This window comes from Shinella yambaruensis (genome assembly GCF_050859155.1).
GTDB classification, from domain to species: Bacteria; Pseudomonadota; Alphaproteobacteria; order Rhizobiales; family Rhizobiaceae; genus Shinella; species Shinella yambaruensis.
This window is the reverse complement of record NZ_CP150641.1, coordinates 267889-284829: the sequence shown is the minus strand read 5'-3', so window position 1 is coordinate 284829 and position 16941 is coordinate 267889. Positions and strand designations below refer to the sequence as shown.

Here is a 16941-nt window from a genome sequence, read left to right as displayed (position 1 = left end):
CTATTCCGGGAAATGGCTGACGATGATGAACATCACCGTGCCGAGGAGAGTGACGACGAAGGACCAGGAATAGAGCGTGAGCGCGAAGGGCTGCATGAGCATGACGACGCCCGCCGCGATCAGCACCGAGGCCAGCATTTCCCAGGCGCTGCGCCGGAAATGCAGGAGGCCGTTGAAAAATCGTGTCATTTGCGGACTGCTCCGAAGGTGATGCCGCGCAGGAGATGCTTGCGCAGGAGGATGGTGAACACCATGACCGGCACGAGGAAGAGCGTCGCGCCGGCGGCGACGGCGGGCCAGTCCTGGCCGCTGACGCCGATGATGGTGGGAATGAAGGGCGGGGCCGTCTGGGCGTTGCCGGATGTCAACAGCACGGCGAAGGCATATTCGTTCCAGGCGAAGATCAGGCAGAAGATCGCGGTGGAGGCGATGCCGGTCGCCGCCTGCGGCAGCACGACCTTGTAGAACGCCTGGAAGCGGGTATAGCCGTCGATCAGCGCCGCCTCCTCGTATTCGACGGGGATCTCGTCGATGAAGCCCTTCAAGAGCCAGACCGAGAGCGACAGGTTGACCGCCGTATAGAGCAGGATCATGCCGGCATGGGTGTCGCTGAGGCCGAGCGAGCGGAACATCAGGAAGATCGGGATGGCGACGGCGATCGGCGGCATCATGCGCGTCGAGAGGATGAAGAAGAGAAGATCGTCCTTCAGCGGCACCTTGAAGCGCGAGAAGGCATAGGCAGCCGCCGTGCCGAGCACGATGCAGAGCACCGTCGAGCCGAAGCCGATGATGACGGAATTGGTGAAGCGTTCGGCAAAGCGCGAGGGGCCGGAAATGACGAGCCCGTCCTTGCGCACCAGCTTGTCGTACCAGGTGGTGGGCTCGCCCAGCGCCTGCAACTGCTCGGTCGAAAGCCGGGTGCGCGTGGTGAAGACGTTGACATAGCCTTCCACCGTCGGCGTGAAGAAGGTCTTCGGCGGATAGGCGATGGCGTCGGACGGGGTCTTGAAGCTGGTGGCGATGATCCAGACCAGCGGCAGGATGGTGATCAGCGCGTAGCCGACGACCAGGATGCCCGCGACCCATTTCTGCCTTGGCGAGGGCTCGGTGACGGAATAGCTGCTCATCGTTGTTTCACCTTGTTGAGCGCCTTGACGTAGATCGAGGCAAGGCCGAAGACCGTGACGAAGAGGATGACGGCATAGGCGGAGGCATAGCCGGTGCGCCACTTCTCGAAGGCTTCGCGCTTGAGGTTGATCGAGGTGAGCTCGGTGATCGAGCCCGGGCCGCCGCCCGTCAGCTGCACGACGAGGTCGAACATCTTGAAGTTCTCGATGCCGCGGAAGAGCACGGCGAGCATCAGGAAGGGCAGGACGAGCGGGATGGTGATCGTCCAGAACTGCCGCCACTTGCTGGCGCGGTCGCATTCGGCGGCCTCATAGATGCTCCCCGGAATGGAACGCAGGCCCGCAAGGCAGATCAGCATGACGAAGGGCGTCCACATCCAGGTGTCGACGATGATGATCGCCCAGGGCGCGAGCTTGACGTCGCCGATCATCGAGAAGCTGGAGGGATCCGCGCCGGTGAGGAAGCCGACCGCATAGTTGAACAGGCCGATCTGCGGCTGGTAGAGGAAGGTCCAGAAATTGCCTACCACCGCCGGGCTGAGCATCATCGGCAGCACGATGATCGTCGTCCACAGATCGTTGCCGCGGAACTTCTTGTTGATGAGATAGGCGAGCGAGAAGCCGATGAGGACCTGCAGCACGATGGTCCAGATCAGGAAATGCGCCGTCGCCTGCATGGTCAGCCAGATGTCGCGGTCGGACAGGATGCTGGCATAGTTCTTCAGGCCGACGAAATCGACCTCGGCATTGGGCCGGTTGACGCGGAAATTGGTGAAGCTCAGCCGGATCGTCCAGATGAGCGGGAAGATGTTGACCGCCAGCAAGAGCACGATCGACGGGGCGACGAAGAGCCAGGCGAGCGCGCGGTCGGACAGGCCGTGCATGCGTCTGGCAATGGCGTGCGGCGTCGCCTCGGCGATCCGGTCCACGGAGGATTTCAGCATGGGTGTTCCCCTGACTATCTGACTGGGCGGCGACAGAGCCGGGGCAGATCCCCGGCTCCGGCCGCGCCCGTGGCCCGCTGGGAGGCGGCGGGACAGGGCAGAGTATGAAGACGATCGGCCGCGACGCAAGAAGGTGCCTCGTTTCCCTTCTCCTCTACGGGGGCAGCGCCATCGCAGAAAGAAGGAAACCGCTGCCCCATCCCCTTCTCCCCCGCGGGGAGAAGGTGCCGGCAGGCGGATGAGGGGGATGCCGGAGGCGCAAAGGCTCTATCCGAGCCACCCCCTCATCCGGCCCTTCGGGCCACCTTCTCCCCGCGGGGGAGAAGGGGACAACGGCAGTGTCGAACCCCGATGCGATGGCCCTGCCCCATGGGAAGAAGGAAGCCGCATCGGCTTGCGTTCAACCCGGCCGCCCGGCGGTGTCAGTACTTGCCTTCGTCGTCGAAGACCTGCGTCCAGTCCTTGGCAAGGCCGTCGAGCGCGTCCTGCGCGGAGCCCTGGCCGGCGACGACATAGTCGTGGAAGCGTTTCTGCGCCGCCTGCAAGAGCGAGGCATAGGCGGGCTCGGCCCAGAAGTCCTTCACGATCGCCATGGAATCGAGGAAGGTCTGCGCATAGGGTTGGCTGGTGGCGAAGCTTGGATCCTCGACCACCTTGCGCAGCGCCGAATAGCCGCCCATCTGCCACCATTTTTCCTGGATTTCCGGCTGGGCGAACCATTTGATATAGGCGAGCGCATCCTCCTGCTTTTCCGAGGCCGCGACCACGGAAATGCCCTGCCCGCCGAGCTGGGCGAAGGCGACGCCGTCCGGGCCTGCCGGGTTCGGGAAATAGCCGGACTTCTCGCCGCCGACATTGGCGTCGGCATGGATGCCCGGCCAGGTGAAGGCGAAGTTCATGTGCAGCGCGACCTGGCCCGACTTGTAGGCGTCGATATCCTCGGACATGTAGGCGTCGGAATGGCCGGGCGGCGTGCAGCAATCGTAGAGCTGCTTGTAGAATTCCAGGCCCGCCACCGCCTTGGCGGAGTTCACGTAGCCTTCCAGCTCATAGGGCTTGTCCGGGTTCTCGTACTGGAAGCCGAAGCTGTAGAGCACGTCCATCACGCCCATGGTGATGCCTTCGGAGCCGCGCTCCGTATAGATCGCCGCGCCGTAGACGGTCTTGCCGTCGATCTCGCGCTTCTGGAAGAATTCGGCGATGTCCTTCAATTCGGCAAAGGTCTTCGGCACGGCGAGGTCGCGGCCGTATTTCTCCTTGAACGCCGCCTGCAGCTCGGGCCGTTCGAACCAGTCCTTGCGGTAGCTCCAGCCGACGACGTCGCCGAAGGCCGGCAGCGCCCAGTAGTTCGGCGAGTTCTTCGGCCATTCCGCGTAACCGACGACGGTCGCGGGAATGAAGTCGTCCATCTTGATTCCTTCCTTGTCGAAGAAATCGTTGAGCTTGACGTACTGGCCGTTCTCCGCCGCGCCGCCGATCCACTGGCTGTCGCCGATCATCAGGTCGCAGAGCTTGCCGCCGGAATTCAGCTCGTTGAGCATGCGGTCGGCGAAGTTCGGCCATGGCACGAACTCGAATTTCATCGTGACGCCGTTCTTGGCCTCGAAATCCTTGCTGAGCTCGACGAGCGCGTTCGCCGGGTCCCATGCGGCCCAGCACAGCGTCAGATCCTTTGCGCTCGCTTCACCCGTGGCTGCGGCGCCGGCAGCCAAGAGGGCCGCGAAAGCGGCCAGTGATGTGGCATGGCGAAATGTCATGGCGGGGACCTCCTCCCTCGCCTTCCGACCCCATCGGAAGGCTGAAAACGCCCGGTGCGGGCATATGGCGCGGACTGGCTTTCCGGCGGGCCCGCAATCGGGCCCTCCTCCTCCGCGCCGCCTCTTGTGGCACGCGCCGTTCCTCCTGCCGGCCACGCAACGAGTCATATTGAGGTGCGCACCTCAATGCAAGCGATTTTTGAGGTGCGCACTTCAATTCTTGCTTTTCGCCTGCTTTTGTTGGAGGAATCGGATCAGGATCACGCCGTCGTGAAAGAGAGCGGAGAATGCGGCCCACCGCGAAAGACCTGGCAGAAGCCGCGGGCGTCAGCCTCGCGACGGTCGATCGCGTGCTCAACGAGCGGCCGAATGTCAGCCCGAAGGCCGCAAGGAAGGTGGCCGAGGCCATCGAGCGCATAGGCTTCGTGCGCAATCCCGCCGCCGTGGCGCTGGCACGCAACAAGACCTACCGCTTCCGCTTCGTGCTGCCGACCTCCGGCGACCAGTATCTTGCCGAACTCCTCGCCCGCGTGCGCGAGGCCAAGGAGGCCTTGCGCGCCGATTCTACCGAGGTCGAGGCCGTGCAGATCCCGATGAGCGACCCGCACCACGTCGCCAAGTACCTCACCGCCATCGACCACGACGCGGTGGACGGCGTCGCCGTGATGGCGCCGGAATCGCCGCAGGTGCGCGACGCGCTGCTGCGCCTCGTCGAGCGGGGCGTCAAGGTGGTGCAGTTCCTCTCCGGCCAGGAGCGGCTGGAGAGCGCCGACTATGTCGGCATCGACAACTTCGCCGCCGGCGCGACGGCCGGCAAGATCGCCGGCCGCTTCATCGGCGCGCGGCCGGGCAAGATCATGGTCGTCGCCGAGACCATGATGGCGCTCGACAGCATCCAGCGCCGCCTCGGCTTCGACAGCATCATCAACGCGCAGTTTCCGCATCTCGAGAGCCTGCCCTCGCTGGAGACCTATGCGGACGAGAAGCGCGCCGACCTCATCATCCGGCGCACGCTGCAGCACAATCCCGACACCGTCGCCGTCTATGTCCTGAGTTCCGAGGCGCGCGTCCCCCTCTCCGCAGTCTGGAACGCGCAAGGGGACCGCCCCCTCACCGTCATCGCCCACGAGCACACGCCCTTCAGCGCGCAGGCGCTGATGGACGAGCGCATCGACGCCGTGATCGCGCAGGACCCCGGCCATGCCGTGCGCAGCGCCCTGCGCATCATGCGCGCCCGCGCCGACCATCGCGAGCTTCTCGCCTCGCAGGAGCGCATCCGCATCGAGGTGCTGCTGAAGGAAAACCTGCCGCTGCGGAAGACCGCCGGCCTCTGACCCCTCCAAAGCCGTCCGGAAACCTCGCCATGGCAGGCGGCGGGCTGCGTCCGCGCGTTTCCGTTTCGGCAACGGACAGCCCCGGAAAGACTCCTCTCCGGTTGCCGGATCGGCAATTTTCTGCATCCGGAAGCCGAAAACCGGGATATTTTCGGAAAGAATGGCCCGATATGGCTGAAATATTCTTGACACAATTCCGTTTCGGAAATCTACTTGATGCATTCAGGCCGAAATGGAACCGCGCATGAGCCAACGCTACCTCGTCGACGATCTGGACCGCGAGATCATCCGCTACCTCAGCGAGGACGGGCGCCTTTCGGCCGCCGAGATCGCCGGCCGGATCGGCAGCGTCTCCGAGCGCACCATCCGCAACCGCATCGCCGGCCTGCTGCAGGCCAAGATGATCGTCATCGGCGCCATTCCCGATCCCGTGGCGCTGGGGCGCGACGTGCAGGTCGAGCTTCTGATCGAAATCGAGCCGGGCCGGCAGGAGGAGGTCGCCATTCAGCTCGCCGAATATGACGAGATCGGCTACCTCGCCGCCACCAGCGGCACGGCCAATCTCAGCGCCTCGCTCTTCGTCGCCGATCATGCGGCGCTTCTCGAATTCATCGACCAGGAGCTGGGCAAGCTGCCCGGCGTGAAGCGCGTGACGAGCTCGGTCGTCCTGCGCCTCTACAAGGTATTCGGCACGAGGACGACCGCGATCAGCCGCGGCACGGACCTCGGCGGCAAGAAGAAAGGATAACCCATGCTGCGCATCGGGGTGGATGTGGGCGGAACCAATACGGATGCGGCGCTGCTCTCCGGCACGACGGTTCTGGCCACGGTGAAATCCGCGACCACGGCGGACGTGACCTCCGGCGTCGCCGCGGCGATCCGCACGGTGCTGGCCGAGGCCGGCATCGCCGCCGGCGCGGTCAACGGCGTGATGATCGGCACCACGCATTTCCTCAATGCGGTGGTCGAGGGACGGCACCTCAAGAAGGTCGGCGTGCTCCGGCTCTGCGGCGCGGCGACGCGCTCGCTGCCGCCGATGATCGACTGGCCGGACACCCTGCGTCCCATCGTCGAGGGCGGCGCGGCGCTGGTCGGCGGCGGCCTCAACTATGACGGCTCGGACATCGCGCCGCTCGATGGCCTCGCCATCCGCGCGGCCTGCCGCGACTGGCGCGCCCGGGGCATCTCCGCCATCGCGATCTGTTCCGTCTTCGCGCTGGTCGATCCGCGCATGGAGATCGAGGCGGCCGCCATCGTCGCCGGGGAAATGCCGGATGCCGCGATCAGCCTGTCGCACCGCATCGGCCGCACCGGCCTCCTGCCGCGCGAGAACGCGGCGATCCTCAATGCCAGCCTCCACACGCTCGGCCGCGAGACGGTCGGCGCCTTCCGCTCGGCCTTCGCCGCGCTCGGCCTTGCCTGCCCGCTCTATCTCACCCAGAACGACGGCACGCTGATGGCGGCGGACTTCGCCGAACGCTACCCGGTCTTCACCATCGCCTCCGGCCCGACCAACTCCATGCGCGGCGCCGCCTTCCTCACCGGGCTTTCCGACGCCGCGGTCATCGATATCGGCGGCACGACTACGGATATCGGCATGCTCGTCGCCGGCTTCCCGCGCACCCGCAGCGAGGGCGCGATGATCGGCGGCGTTCCGACCAATTTCCGCGTGCCCGACGTCTATTCCTTCGGCCTCGGCGGCGGCAGCATCGTGCGAGACGGCGCAGCGCCGACCGTCGGCCCCGACTCCGTCGGCTTCCGCCTGCCGCAAAGGGCGCTGTGCTTTGGCGGCGACACGCTGACGGCGACCGATATTGCGGTTGCCGCCGGCCTCGTCGACCTCGGCGACCGCAGCCGCCTTTCCCACATCACGCCGGATTTCGCGCAGAAGATGCTGGCGCAGATGAAGGCCAGCATCGAGACCGTGCTCGACCGCATGAAGCCGAGCGCCGAGCCGATTCCGGCCATCCTCGTCGGCGGCGGCTCCGTGCTGGTCGAAGGATTGCTGGAGGGCACCTCCGTTTCGCTGAAGCCGGATCATTTCGGCTCGGCCAACGCCATCGGCGCGGCCATCGCGCAGGTTTCCGGCGAGGTCGACAGCGTGGTCTCGCTGGAAGGCACGACACGCGAGATCGCGCTCGAATCCGTCGTCGCGGAAGCGCGGGCGCGCGCCGTCGAGGCGGGCGCGGCCGCCGAAACGACGACGCTCGCCGAGATCGAGGAAACGCCGCTCGCCTACCTGCCCGGCAATGCCGTGCGCGTCGCGGCGAAAGTCATTGGAGAATTGCGGGCATGAAATACTGGACGCTCACCGAGGCGGATATCGACCGCATCGCCATCGGCTGCGGCATCCTCGGCACCGGCGGCGGCGGCAGCACCTATCACGGCGCGCTGCGCGCCAAGGCGCTGCTGCGGGAGGGTAAACGCATCCGCATGGTGCGCCCGGCCGACATGGACCCGGATGCGCAGATCATCGGCATCGGCGGCATCGGCGCGCCCACCGTCGGCATCGAGAAGATCGCCGAGGGCGGCGAGGGCGTGCGGCTCCTGCACGCGCTGGAGCGCCATATGGGCCGCAAGGTCGATGCGCTGCTCGGCGACGAGGTGGGCGGCGGCAACGGCATCGCGCCGATGCTGACGGCGGCCATGGTGGACCTGCCGGTCGTCGATGCCGACGGCATGGGCCGCGCCTTCCCGGAGGTGCAGATGACGACCTTCTTCATCCACGGCCAGCCGGTGCAGCCGGCGGCGCTCGCCGATGCGGACGGCAACGTGCTGGTCGTCACCGACGCCACCACGCCGAAAATGCTGGAAAAGCTGCTGCGCGCCAGCACCATCGCCATGGGCTGCACGGCGCTGATGACGACCGCGCCGATGTCGGGTGACTTCGTGCGCCGCTTCGGCGTGCCGCACACGACGAGCCAGGCCTGGAGCCTCGGCGACGCCGTGCTCACCGCCCGCGCCGCCAAGGCGGACCCGGTCGAGGCGATCCTGAAGCAATCCGGCGGCGTGCGGCTGATGCGCGGCAAGGTGACCGATATCGGCCGCCGCGTCATGGCCGGCTTCACCCGCGGCAAGCTGACCGTGGCGGGGCTGGATGGCGATGCCGGCCGCACGCTGACCGTCGAGATCCAGAACGAATATCTCATCGCCCGCGAGGGCGAGACGATCATCACCATGGTGCCGGACCTCATCTGCATCGTGGATTCGGAGACCGGCCGCGCCATCGGCACGGAGGAGCTGCGCTACGGCCTGCGCATCGACGTGCTCTCCATGCCCGCGCCGGTGCTGCTGCGCAGCGAGATCGCGCTCGCCTCCGTCGGCCCCCGGGCCTTCGGCTATGATTTCGACTTCGTGCCGATGGGCGTCTCCGCCGATGCGCCCGCAGTCCCGCATTACGAAGAAGACGCCTGATCGTCCGATCAAACCATCCATTGGGAGCCCGACATGAACCGCCGCAATTTCCTGAAGACCACCGTCCTTGCCGCCCTCGCCACCGCCGCCACCGCGCGCTGGAACTTCGCCATGGCGCAGGGCGCCAGCCAGATCTTCACGCTCGCCTATCCGACGAGCTTCCCGGACCTCGACCCGGCGACCTCGTTCTCCAACGACGGCGCGGTGCTGGCCAATGTCTATGAGGGCCTGACGCGCTACATTCCCGGCGACGAGAAGACGGAGGCGAAGATCGAGCCCCGGCTCGCCACCGCCTGGGAGGTGAGCGCCGACGGCAAGACCTGGACCTTCACCCTGCGCGACGGCGTGACATTCCACGACGGTACGGCGCTGACCTCCGAGGCCGTCAAGGGCTCCATCGAGCGCACCAAGAAGATCGGCGGCGGCGCGGCCTTCATCTGGGGTCCGGTCACCGCGATCGAGACGCCCGAGCCGCTGAAGGTCGTCTTCCAGCTCTCCGAGCCGCAGCCGCTCGACCTCATCGCCTCGGCCGGTTTTGCCGCCTGGATCTACGCGCCCTCCTCCTTCGACAAGGACAATGCCTGGTTCAACGCCGGCAACGATGCCGGCACCGGCCCGTTCAGGATCTCGCGCTACGAGCCTGGCCAGCGCGCGGTGCTCGACCGCGTCGAAGGCTACTGGGACACCGTGCCGGACGGCGCCTTCCAGACGATCTCCTTCGAGATCATCGAGGACACGACGCTCGCCCAGAACATGATCGAGAGCGGCCAGGCCGACTGGACCTATTCCATTCCCTTCGAGAACCTCGAGGCGATGAAGGCCAATCCGGACCTCAACGTCGTCTCCAACCCCTCCTTCGAAACGCTGTTCGGCCTCTACAACGTCAAGCGTGCGCCGCTCGACAAGGTGAAGGTGCGCCAAGCGCTGTCGCTCGCCTTCCCCTATGACGACGTGATCGCCGCCGGCACGATGGGCCTCGGCACCCGCGCCAAGGGCGTCGTGCCCGCCGGCATCTGGGGCCATGACGCCGATGCGCCGATCCCCAGCACCGACCTGGAAGCCGCCAGGGCGCTGCTGGCGGAGGAAGGCATCGAGCCGGGGCTGGAACTGGTCATGACCTATTCCACCACCCAGGCGCTTTCGGCCGTTGCCGGCGAGCTCTGGAAGGCGAATCTCGAAACCCTCGGCATCACGCTGACGCTGCAGCCTATGGCCTGGGAAGCGCAATGGCAGCTCGGCAAGTCGGACCCGAAGGCCGCGCAGGACATCTTCGTCATGTTCTGGTGGCCGACCTTCGTCACGCCCTACGACTACCTCTTCAACCTGTTCCACACGGAAGAAAAGCCGAACTTCAACCTCGGCTACTATTCCAACCCCGAGGTGGACGCCAAGATCGACGAGGCGGCCAAGCTCTCCGGCACCGACCGCCCCCGCGCCGAAGCCCTCTTCATCGAGGCGCAGCGCACGGTGATCGAGGAAGCGGCGGCCGTCTTCATGGTCGACCGGCCGAACGTCCACATCATCCGCTCGGACATCAAGGGCTATACCGACAATCCGGCCTATGGCCATGTCACCTTCGTCAACGAACTGAGCCGGTAACGGAACGGGAAACCCCCAGATGACGCGCGCGCACCCCTCCTTGGCCTGCCGGCCATCTCCCCCTGAAAGGAGGAGATCGGGTGGGGTGGCGCTCCGCCCTTCTTCGACGGTGCCGTTGAAGCCGGGTTCCCGCCTCGCGACCTCTCCTTTGGCGGCGAGAGGTCGTGCCCATGGGGCGGACCCGTCCTGCCTGCTCCCTTCTCCCCCTCGGGGAGGAGGTCGCGGCAGCGACATGGGGAGAATGCCGCAGGCGAACCCGTCCGATCATGGCGCCCGCGCCCCGCATCCGGCCCGGCGCAACGCGTCCGCCCGGAAGATGCCGGCAGGCGGCGGCGGTGCTCGCCGCAGTCCTTTCACCCTCCCCTCCGCCATGCGATCGGCCCGCTGATGGAACTCCTCCGCTACATCCTGCGCCGCACGGTCCTCTCCGCCTTCGTCGTCGTCGGCGTGACCTTCCTGGTCTTCATCGTGGCGCAGGTGGTTCCCTCCGATCCCGCCGCGCTCTATGCCGGCCCGCGCCCGACGGCCGAGCAGATCGACAAGGCGCGCCAGGAACTCAACCTCGACGCGCCCCTGCCCGCCCGCTTCGCCACCTTCGCGGCCGCGATGGCCTCCGGCGACTTCGGCGTCTCCTACAAGTCACGCCGGCTGATCGCCGAAGACCTCAAGGCCTACCTGCCGGCGACGCTGGAGCTTGCGGTCTTCTCCACCGGCCTTGCGCTTCTCATCGGCATTCCGCTCGGCGTGCTCGCCGCCGCAAGGCAGGGCAGGTGGCCGGACAGGCTCGGCAGCTTCGGCTCCATCGCCGCCGTCGCCATGCCGACCTTCTTCCTCGCCATGATCCTGCAGCTGGTCTTCGCGCAATGGCTCGGCATCCTGCCGCTGTCCGGCCGGCTGTCGCGCGAGATCGCGATCGGCGCGCCGCTGCCCGTCGTCACCAATTTCACGCTTGTCGACGCGCTCCTTGCCGGCCGGCTCGATGCCTTCGGCAATGCGGTGACCCATCTCATCCTGCCGGCGCTGACGCTCGCCTCCTACCCCGCCGGCGTCGCCATGCGCCTGACGCGCTCGGCGATGATCGAAATCCTCGAGCGCCGCCACGTCGTCGCCGCCCGCGCGCTCGGCCTGTCCGAGCCGCGCATCCTGTTCGGCCATGCGCTGCCGAACGCCATGGGCCCGGCCCTGACGGTGATCGGCCTCTCCTTCGCCTATGCGCTGACCGGCGCGGTGCTGGTCGAGATCATCTTCGCCTGGCCGGGGCTCGGCCGCTACGTTTCCGAGGCGATCCTCGCCAAGGACTTTCCGGTCATCGCGGCCGTCACCATGGTGGTGACGATCTGTTATGTCGTGATGAACCTCCTCATCGACATCGCCCAGGCGCTTGTCGACCCGCGGGTGGCGCTCTCATGAAAAAGCTCGTTCACCGCCTCGGCTGGCCCGGCACGATCGCCCTTGCCGTCGTCCTCCTCTTCGTCTTCGCCGGCCTTTTCGCGCCGTGGATCGCGCCCTATCCCGCACAGGGCGCCGGCGCGCCGAACGTACTGGCGAAGCTCGCGCCGCCCTCGGCTGACTACTGGCTCGGCACAGACCATCTCGGCCGCGACATCCTGAGCCGCATCATCTACGGCACCCGCGTCTCGCTGACCAACGGCGTGCTGATCGTCGCCTTCTCGCTGCTCATCGGCCTGCCGGTCGGCCTTGCGGCGGGCTATTTCGGCGGCTGGATCGACGAGGCGCTGATGCGCGGCACCGATGTCTTCCTCGCCTTTCCCGCGCTGCTGCTCGCCGTGCTGATGGCCGCCGCCCTCGGCCCGGGTTTCCTCAACAGCATCATCGCCGTCGCCGTGACCTGGTGGCCCTGGTATGCCCGGCTTGCCCGCGCGGAAGTGCTGGTGCTGCGCGGCCAGCCCTATGTGGAGGCGGCGCGGCTTGCCGGCGTGTCGCATCCGCGCATCATCGCCCGCCACATCCTGCCCGCCACCGGCCGGCCGCTGACCGTGCAGGCCGCGCTCGACGTCGGCCCGGCGCTGCTGACCGCCGCCGCCCTCTCCTTCCTCGGCCTCGGCGTTCTGCCGCCGACGGCCGACTGGGGCCAGATGGTCGATGCCGGCCGGAAATTCTTCCCGGCGCGCTGGTGGTATTCGGCCATGCCCGGCCTGACGATCTTCATCGTCGCGCTCGCCTTCAGCGTGCTCGGCGATGCGCTGCGCGAGCGCAAGGGAGGGACCGTCCGTGCCCCTGCTTGACATAAGCGACCTCTCCGTCCGCATCCCGACGCCGGAGGGCGAGGTGCATGCCGTGCGCGCCGTCAGCCTTAGGATCGAGCGCGGCGAGATCCACGGCGTCATCGGCGAATCCGGCTGCGGCAAGACGATGACCGGCATGGCCACGCTCGGCCTTGCGCCGAAGGGCGCCCGCATCGAGGCCGCGCGCTTCCATTTCGACGGCGCGGACCTGCGCGAACAGGCGAAGGCCCTGCGCGGCAAGCGCATCGGCATGATCGCGCAAGACCCCGCGGCCGCGCTCAACCCGGTGCTTTCCATCGCCCGCCAGATGGACGACGTCATCCGCGCCCACCGCACCCTGCCGCGCGAAGCCCGCCGCAGGGAGGCGGCCGACCTTCTCGCCGCCACCGGCCTGCCCGATCCTGGAAGGGTGCTGAAGAGCTATCCGCACCAGCTTTCCGGCGGCATGCAGCAGCGCGTGGTGATCGCCCAGGCGCTGGCGACGGGCGCCGACTTCCTCATCGCCGACGAGCCGACCACGGCGCTCGACGTCTCCGTCGGCGCGCAGGTCCTCGCACTGCTGCGCAAGCTCGTCGCCGAGCGCGGCCTCACCGTGCTGATGATCACCCACGACATGGACGTCATCGCGGAGGCCTGCGACCGGGCGACGGTGCTCTATGCCGGCCGCTCCGTCGAGACCGGCCCGGTGGAGGCCGTGCTGCAGAAGCCCGGCCATCCCTATACGCGCGCGCTGCTCGCCGCCCTGCCGGATGCCGCCCCGCACGGCGCCCGCCTTGCCGCCATCGAGGGTTCCATCCCGCCGCCGCGGACGAGGATCGCCGGCTGCGCCTTCGCCCCGCGCTGTCCGAAGGCCATGCCCGTCTGCGCCGCCGAGCCGCCGCCCGAACGCGCCCGTGACCGCCACACCTGGCTCTGCCACCTGCCGGAGGATGCGGCATGAGCCCGGCCCCGATGCTCGACGTCAGGGATCTCGTCATCCGCTATCGCGCCGGCCTCTTCGCGCCGCGCCCGAAACCGGCCGTCAACGGCGCCAGCTTCCGGCTTGAAAAGGGCGAGACCCTCGGCATCGTCGGGGAAAGCGGCTCGGGCAAGACGAGCCTGCTGCGCGCCATCCTGCGCCTCCTGCCGGTGGAAAGCGGCACGGTGCGGCTCGACGGGCAGGACTGGCTGGCACTGCAGGGCGACGCCCTGCGCGGCGCGCGCCAGAAGATCGGCGTCGTCTCGCAAAATCCCTTCCTGTCGCTGAGCCCGCGCCTCACCATCGCCGAGATCGTCGCCGAGCCCCTGCTGGCCGCCGGCGCGCGGCAAGGCCCGGCGCTGCGCGAGAAGATCGCCGCGCTCGTCGCCGATTGCGGCCTCACCGCCGATTTCCTCGATCGCCGCGCGCGGGAGATTTCCGGCGGCCAGGCGCAGCGCGTGGCGATCGCCCGGGCACTGGCGCTGGAACCGGGCCTGCTCATCCTCGACGAGCCCACCTCGGCGCTCGACGTCTCCGTGCAGGCGCAGATCCTCAACCTGCTCGCGGACCTCAAGGAAAGCCGCGGCCTCTCGATGCTCTTCGTGACCCACAACCTCAAGGTCGTCGCGCACATTTCCGACACGCTCCTCGTCATGCGCCGCGGCGACGTCATCGAGTTCGGCCGGACGGAGGCGGTGATCGCCGCCCCTGCCGAGGCCTATACGCGCGACCTGCTGTCCTTCGGCCGCAAGGCCGCCGCCGGATAGCGCGATCCTCGGCGCAGGGGCCGGCGCGGGGGCCGGTGCCGCTGGCTCCCCCTCATTCCGCCGCCGCGGCAAGACACCTGTCGATGATGCTGCGGATCTCCCCGCGGCAGGAACCGCAATTGGTGCCGGCCTTGAGCGCTTCCCCGACCGCTTCGACACCGTGGCACCCGCCGCGCACGGCCGCGACGATCTGGTTGACGCCGACGCCGAAGCAGGCGCAGACCGTGGCGCCGGGATCCTGCCTGTCCGCCCCCGGCCGGCCGGCGACGAGGGCGAAGCGCCGGCGCAGGTTCGCATGTTCGGCCGAAAGCTGCGCGATCGCCCAGTTGCGTGCCACCGCCACCGGTTCGCGCGCAAGGAAGAAGGCCGCGAGCAGGCGCGGGCCGTCGAAGAAGGCGAGGCGGATCTCGCCGGTCTCCCGGTCGGCGTAACCGAGCGGTTCGACCGCGTCCGGGATGGCGAAGGCGCGCCGGCACCAGGCGGCCCAGTCCTCCACGGGACGATCGAAGGCAAGCTCCAGCCGCCAGCCGCCCTCGGCCTTCGCCAGCGCCCAATAGGCGGCCTCGAGCCCTTCCGGCCTTGCCCGCGACACGGCGAAGGCATAGGAGACGGCCTTGAACGGGCGGGCGGCGACGGCGACGTTCTTCGAGGCCGGCTGGCCGGAGATCCTGTCCGTCAGCGGCGGCACGAGGGTGTCGACGCGGGCTTTTGCCGCGAACTGGTCGTTCCAGTGCATCGGCGCGAAGAGGCTGCCGCGTGCCTGCCGGTCCGTGACGAGGGCGCGCACCACCACGCTGCCGCGCGGGCTTTCGATCTCGACCAGGCCGGCGGGCACGACGCCGATCTCCAGCGCATCGCGCGGGTGAAGCTCGGCAAAGGGTTCCGCGATATGGGCGGAAAGGCGGGCGCTTTTGCCGGATCGCGTCATGGTGTGCCACTGGTCGCGGATGCGGCCCGTGTTCAGCGTGAAGGGATAGGCGGCATCGGTGCGGTCGGCCGCGGCGGGCGCGACGGCGACGAAGCGCGCCCGGCCGTCCGGATGATAGAAGCCGCCGTTCGCGAAGAACCGGGTTTCCCCCTCTCCGCGGCCTGCCGGCTGCGGCCACTGGAAGGGCGAAAGCGCGTCATAGGCCGCCGGCCCGATGCCGGCATGGGCGCCGATATCGAAATCCCGGCTGCCGCCGTTCTCGAAGGCGGAGAGCGCCGCATGCTCGGCGAAGATCCCCGACGCCCCGTCATAGGCGAACGCACGCGCAAAGCCCATGCGCCGGCCGACCTCGGCCAGCTGCCACCAGTCCGCCCGTGCCTCGCCCGGCGCGTCGAGGAACGCCCGCTGGCGGGAGACGCGCCGTTCGGAATTGGTGACGGTGCCGTCCTTCTCGCCCCAGCCGCGCGAGGGCAGGAGCACATCGGCGTGGCGGGCGGTGTCCGTCTCGCGCAGGATGTCGGAGACGACGACGAAGGGACAGGCCCTGATCGCCGCCTCGACGGCATCGGCGTCCGGCATCGAGACGACCGGGTTGGTCGCCATGATCCACAGCGCCTTGATGCGTCCCTCCGCCACCGCCCGGAACAGGTCGACCGCCTTCAGCCCCGGCTTCTCGGCGATGCGCGGCGCCTGCCAGAAGCGCTGCACGCGGTCGCGGTCCTCTGCGCTTTCGAGCGCCATATGGGCGGCCAGCATGTTGGCAAGGCCGCCGACCTCGCGCCCGCCCATGGCGTTGGGCTGGCCGGTCAGCGAGAACGGCCCCATGCCCGGCCGGCCGATGCGGCCGGTGGCGAGGTGGCAATTGAGGATGGCGTTGACCTTGTCGGTACCGGAGGAGGACTGGTTGACGCCCTGGCTGTAGCAGGTCACCACCTTTTCGCTCGCCGTGAACAGCCGGAAGAATTCGCGAAGCTGCATGGCCGGCAGGCCGGTCCGCTCCAGCGCCTCCGGAAAGGAAACCGCCGCCGCGAACGCCTCGGAAAAGCCCATCGTGTGCGCCGCGATGAAATTCTGGTCCACCGCGCCGTTCTTGACGAGATGGGAGAACAGGCCGGCGAAAAGCGCCACATCCGTATCCGGCCGGATGGCGAGGTGCAGGTCGGCGATATCCGCCGTCATGGTGCGGCGCGGATCGATGACCACCACCTTCAGGCCCGGCCGCCGCGCCTTGGCCGCGGCCAGCCGCTGGTGGAGCACCGGGTGGCACCAGGCGAGGTTCGAGCCGGCGAGGACGACGAGGTCGGCAAGCTCCAGGTCCTCGTAGGTCCCCGGCACCGTATCGGCCCCGAAGGCCCGGCGGTGGCCGGCGACGGAGGAAGACATGCACAGCCGCGAATTGGTGTCGATGTTCGCCGAGCCGACAAAACCCTTCATCAGCTTGTTGGCGACGTAATAGTCCTCCGTCAAGAGCTGGCCGGAGACGTAGAAGGCGACGGAATCCGGCCCGTGTTCTTCGATGGCGGCGGAGAATTTCTCCGCGACGCGGTCGAGCGCCTCGTCCCATGTCGATTGCCGGCCGGCGATCTCGGGGTGGAGGATGCGGCCGTCGAGATCGATCGTCTCGGCGAGCGCCGAGCCCTTCGAGCAGAGCCGGCCGTAGTTCGAGGGATGGTCCGGATCGCCCCTGACGGAAACCGCGCCGCCCTCGCCGACCGTGGCGATCACCCCGCAGCCGACGCCGCAATAGGGGCAGGTCGTCTTCGTCTCAACGGGCATGGGCGGCTCCTTTCAGGGGCCGGTGACGGCGCACCCCGGCACCTCTCTCTGCCTGCCGGCATCGCCCCCTTGTTAGGAAGGTTGTCGCATA

14 protein-coding genes are annotated in these 16941 nt (G+C 68.0%); 9 read left to right on the top strand and 5 right to left on the bottom strand.

Annotated elements, in window-relative coordinates:
* The 4 genes from WMC41_RS29095 to WMC41_RS29080 all read right to left on the bottom strand — a co-directional run bounded on the left by WMC41_RS29095 (position 1) and on the right by WMC41_RS29080 (position 3828).
* On the bottom strand, positions 1–189 hold the full coding sequence (locus WMC41_RS29095; protein ID WP_244768948.1) for a hypothetical protein: 189 nt from the start codon (positions 187–189) through the stop codon (positions 1–3).
* On the bottom strand, positions 186–1127 hold the full coding sequence (locus tag WMC41_RS29090; protein WP_244768947.1) for a carbohydrate ABC transporter permease: 942 nt from the start codon (positions 1125–1127) through the stop codon (positions 186–188). The genes WMC41_RS29095 and WMC41_RS29090 overlap by 4 nt, the downstream gene beginning before the upstream one ends.
* Positions 1124–2071, bottom strand: coding sequence for a carbohydrate ABC transporter permease (locus WMC41_RS29085; RefSeq protein ID WP_244768946.1), 948 nt, complete (start codon positions 2069–2071; stop codon positions 1124–1126). The genes WMC41_RS29090 and WMC41_RS29085 overlap by 4 nt, the downstream gene beginning before the upstream one ends.
* 422 nt (positions 2072–2493) lie before the next feature.
* A complete protein-coding gene (locus WMC41_RS29080) occupies positions 2494–3828 on the bottom strand; it encodes an ABC transporter substrate-binding protein (RefSeq protein WP_244768945.1) in 1335 nt (444 codons plus the stop codon).
* A 287-nt stretch (positions 3829–4115) separates the two neighbouring features.
* Here WMC41_RS29080 and WMC41_RS29075 point away from each other — a divergent pair, with 287 nt between their 5' ends.
* The 9 genes from WMC41_RS29075 (at position 4116) to WMC41_RS29035 (ending at position 14146) form a co-directional block, all read left to right on the top strand.
* On the top strand, positions 4116–5162 hold the full coding sequence (locus tag WMC41_RS29075; protein ID WP_272808971.1) for a LacI family DNA-binding transcriptional regulator: 1047 nt from the start codon (positions 4116–4118) through the stop codon (positions 5160–5162).
* A gap of 244 nt (positions 5163–5406) precedes the next feature.
* Positions 5407–5910 carry an Lrp/AsnC family transcriptional regulator gene (locus WMC41_RS29070; RefSeq protein ID WP_272808970.1) on the top strand — a complete coding sequence of 168 codons (504 nt, stop codon included), beginning with the start codon at positions 5407–5409 and terminating at the stop codon, positions 5908–5910.
* Positions 5911–5913: 3 nt separating this feature from the next.
* On the top strand, positions 5914–7458 hold the full coding sequence (locus WMC41_RS29065; protein WP_272808969.1) for a hydantoinase/oxoprolinase family protein: 1545 nt from the start codon (positions 5914–5916) through the stop codon (positions 7456–7458).
* Positions 7455–8576 (top strand): DUF917 domain-containing protein, encoded by a 1122-nt coding sequence (locus WMC41_RS29060; RefSeq protein ID WP_288082087.1) that lies wholly within the window; start codon positions 7455–7457, stop codon positions 8574–8576. Before WMC41_RS29065 ends, WMC41_RS29060 begins: the two co-directional genes overlap by 4 nt.
* A gap of 33 nt (positions 8577–8609) precedes the next feature.
* Positions 8610–10175, top strand: coding sequence for an ABC transporter substrate-binding protein (locus WMC41_RS29055; RefSeq protein WP_432349699.1), 1566 nt, complete (start codon positions 8610–8612; stop codon positions 10173–10175).
* A 387-nt stretch (positions 10176–10562) separates the two neighbouring features.
* A complete protein-coding gene (locus WMC41_RS29050) occupies positions 10563–11585 on the top strand; it encodes an ABC transporter permease (protein WP_432349698.1) in 1023 nt (340 codons plus the stop codon).
* Positions 11582–12421, top strand: coding sequence for an ABC transporter permease (locus WMC41_RS29045; RefSeq protein WP_432349697.1), 840 nt, complete (start codon positions 11582–11584; stop codon positions 12419–12421). Before WMC41_RS29050 ends, WMC41_RS29045 begins: the two co-directional genes overlap by 4 nt.
* Positions 12408–13361, top strand: coding sequence for an ABC transporter ATP-binding protein (locus WMC41_RS29040; RefSeq protein WP_288082091.1), 954 nt, complete (start codon positions 12408–12410; stop codon positions 13359–13361). The genes WMC41_RS29045 and WMC41_RS29040 overlap by 14 nt, the downstream gene beginning before the upstream one ends.
* A complete protein-coding gene (locus WMC41_RS29035; RefSeq protein WP_244768936.1) occupies positions 13358–14146 on the top strand; it encodes an ABC transporter ATP-binding protein in 789 nt (262 codons plus the stop codon). The genes WMC41_RS29040 and WMC41_RS29035 overlap by 4 nt, the downstream gene beginning before the upstream one ends.
* A gap of 52 nt (positions 14147–14198) precedes the next feature.
* Here WMC41_RS29035 and WMC41_RS29030 read toward each other — a convergent pair whose 3' ends face one another.
* Positions 14199–16850: a nitrate reductase gene (locus WMC41_RS29030; protein WP_432349696.1), complete on the bottom strand. Its 2652-nt coding sequence runs from the start codon at positions 16848–16850 to the stop codon at positions 14199–14201.
* Positions 16851–16941 lie beyond the last annotated feature (91 nt).

What these genes read in the sequence shown, in the direction of transcription:
- WMC41_RS29095 (WP_244768948.1), bottom strand. Translation starts at nt 189, where the DNA reads ATGACACGATTTTTCAACGGCCTCCTGCATTTCCGGCGCAGCGCCTGG.
- WMC41_RS29090 (WP_244768947.1), bottom strand. Translation starts at nt 1,127, where the DNA reads ATGAGCAGCTATTCCGTCACCGAGCCCTCGCCAAGGCAGAAATGGGTC.
- WMC41_RS29085 (WP_244768946.1), bottom strand. Translation starts at nt 2,071, where the DNA reads ATGCTGAAATCCTCCGTGGACCGGATCGCCGAGGCGACGCCGCACGCC.
- WMC41_RS29080 (WP_244768945.1), bottom strand. Translation starts at nt 3,828, where the DNA reads ATGACATTTCGCCATGCCACATCACTGGCCGCTTTCGCGGCCCTCTTG.
- WMC41_RS29075 (WP_272808971.1), top strand. Translation starts at nt 4,116, where the DNA reads ATGCGGCCCACCGCGAAAGACCTGGCAGAAGCCGCGGGCGTCAGCCTC.
- WMC41_RS29070 (WP_272808970.1), top strand. Translation starts at nt 5,407, where the DNA reads ATGAGCCAACGCTACCTCGTCGACGATCTGGACCGCGAGATCATCCGC.
- WMC41_RS29065 (WP_272808969.1), top strand. Translation starts at nt 5,914, where the DNA reads ATGCTGCGCATCGGGGTGGATGTGGGCGGAACCAATACGGATGCGGCG.
- WMC41_RS29060 (WP_288082087.1), top strand. Translation starts at nt 7,455, where the DNA reads ATGAAATACTGGACGCTCACCGAGGCGGATATCGACCGCATCGCCATC.
- WMC41_RS29055 (WP_432349699.1), top strand. Translation starts at nt 8,610, where the DNA reads ATGAACCGCCGCAATTTCCTGAAGACCACCGTCCTTGCCGCCCTCGCC.
- WMC41_RS29050 (WP_432349698.1), top strand. Translation starts at nt 10,563, where the DNA reads ATGGAACTCCTCCGCTACATCCTGCGCCGCACGGTCCTCTCCGCCTTC.
- WMC41_RS29045 (WP_432349697.1), top strand. Translation starts at nt 11,582, where the DNA reads ATGAAAAAGCTCGTTCACCGCCTCGGCTGGCCCGGCACGATCGCCCTT.
- WMC41_RS29035 (WP_244768936.1), top strand. Translation starts at nt 13,358, where the DNA reads ATGAGCCCGGCCCCGATGCTCGACGTCAGGGATCTCGTCATCCGCTAT.
- WMC41_RS29030 (WP_432349696.1), bottom strand. Translation starts at nt 16,850, where the DNA reads ATGCCCGTTGAGACGAAGACGACCTGCCCCTATTGCGGCGTCGGCTGC.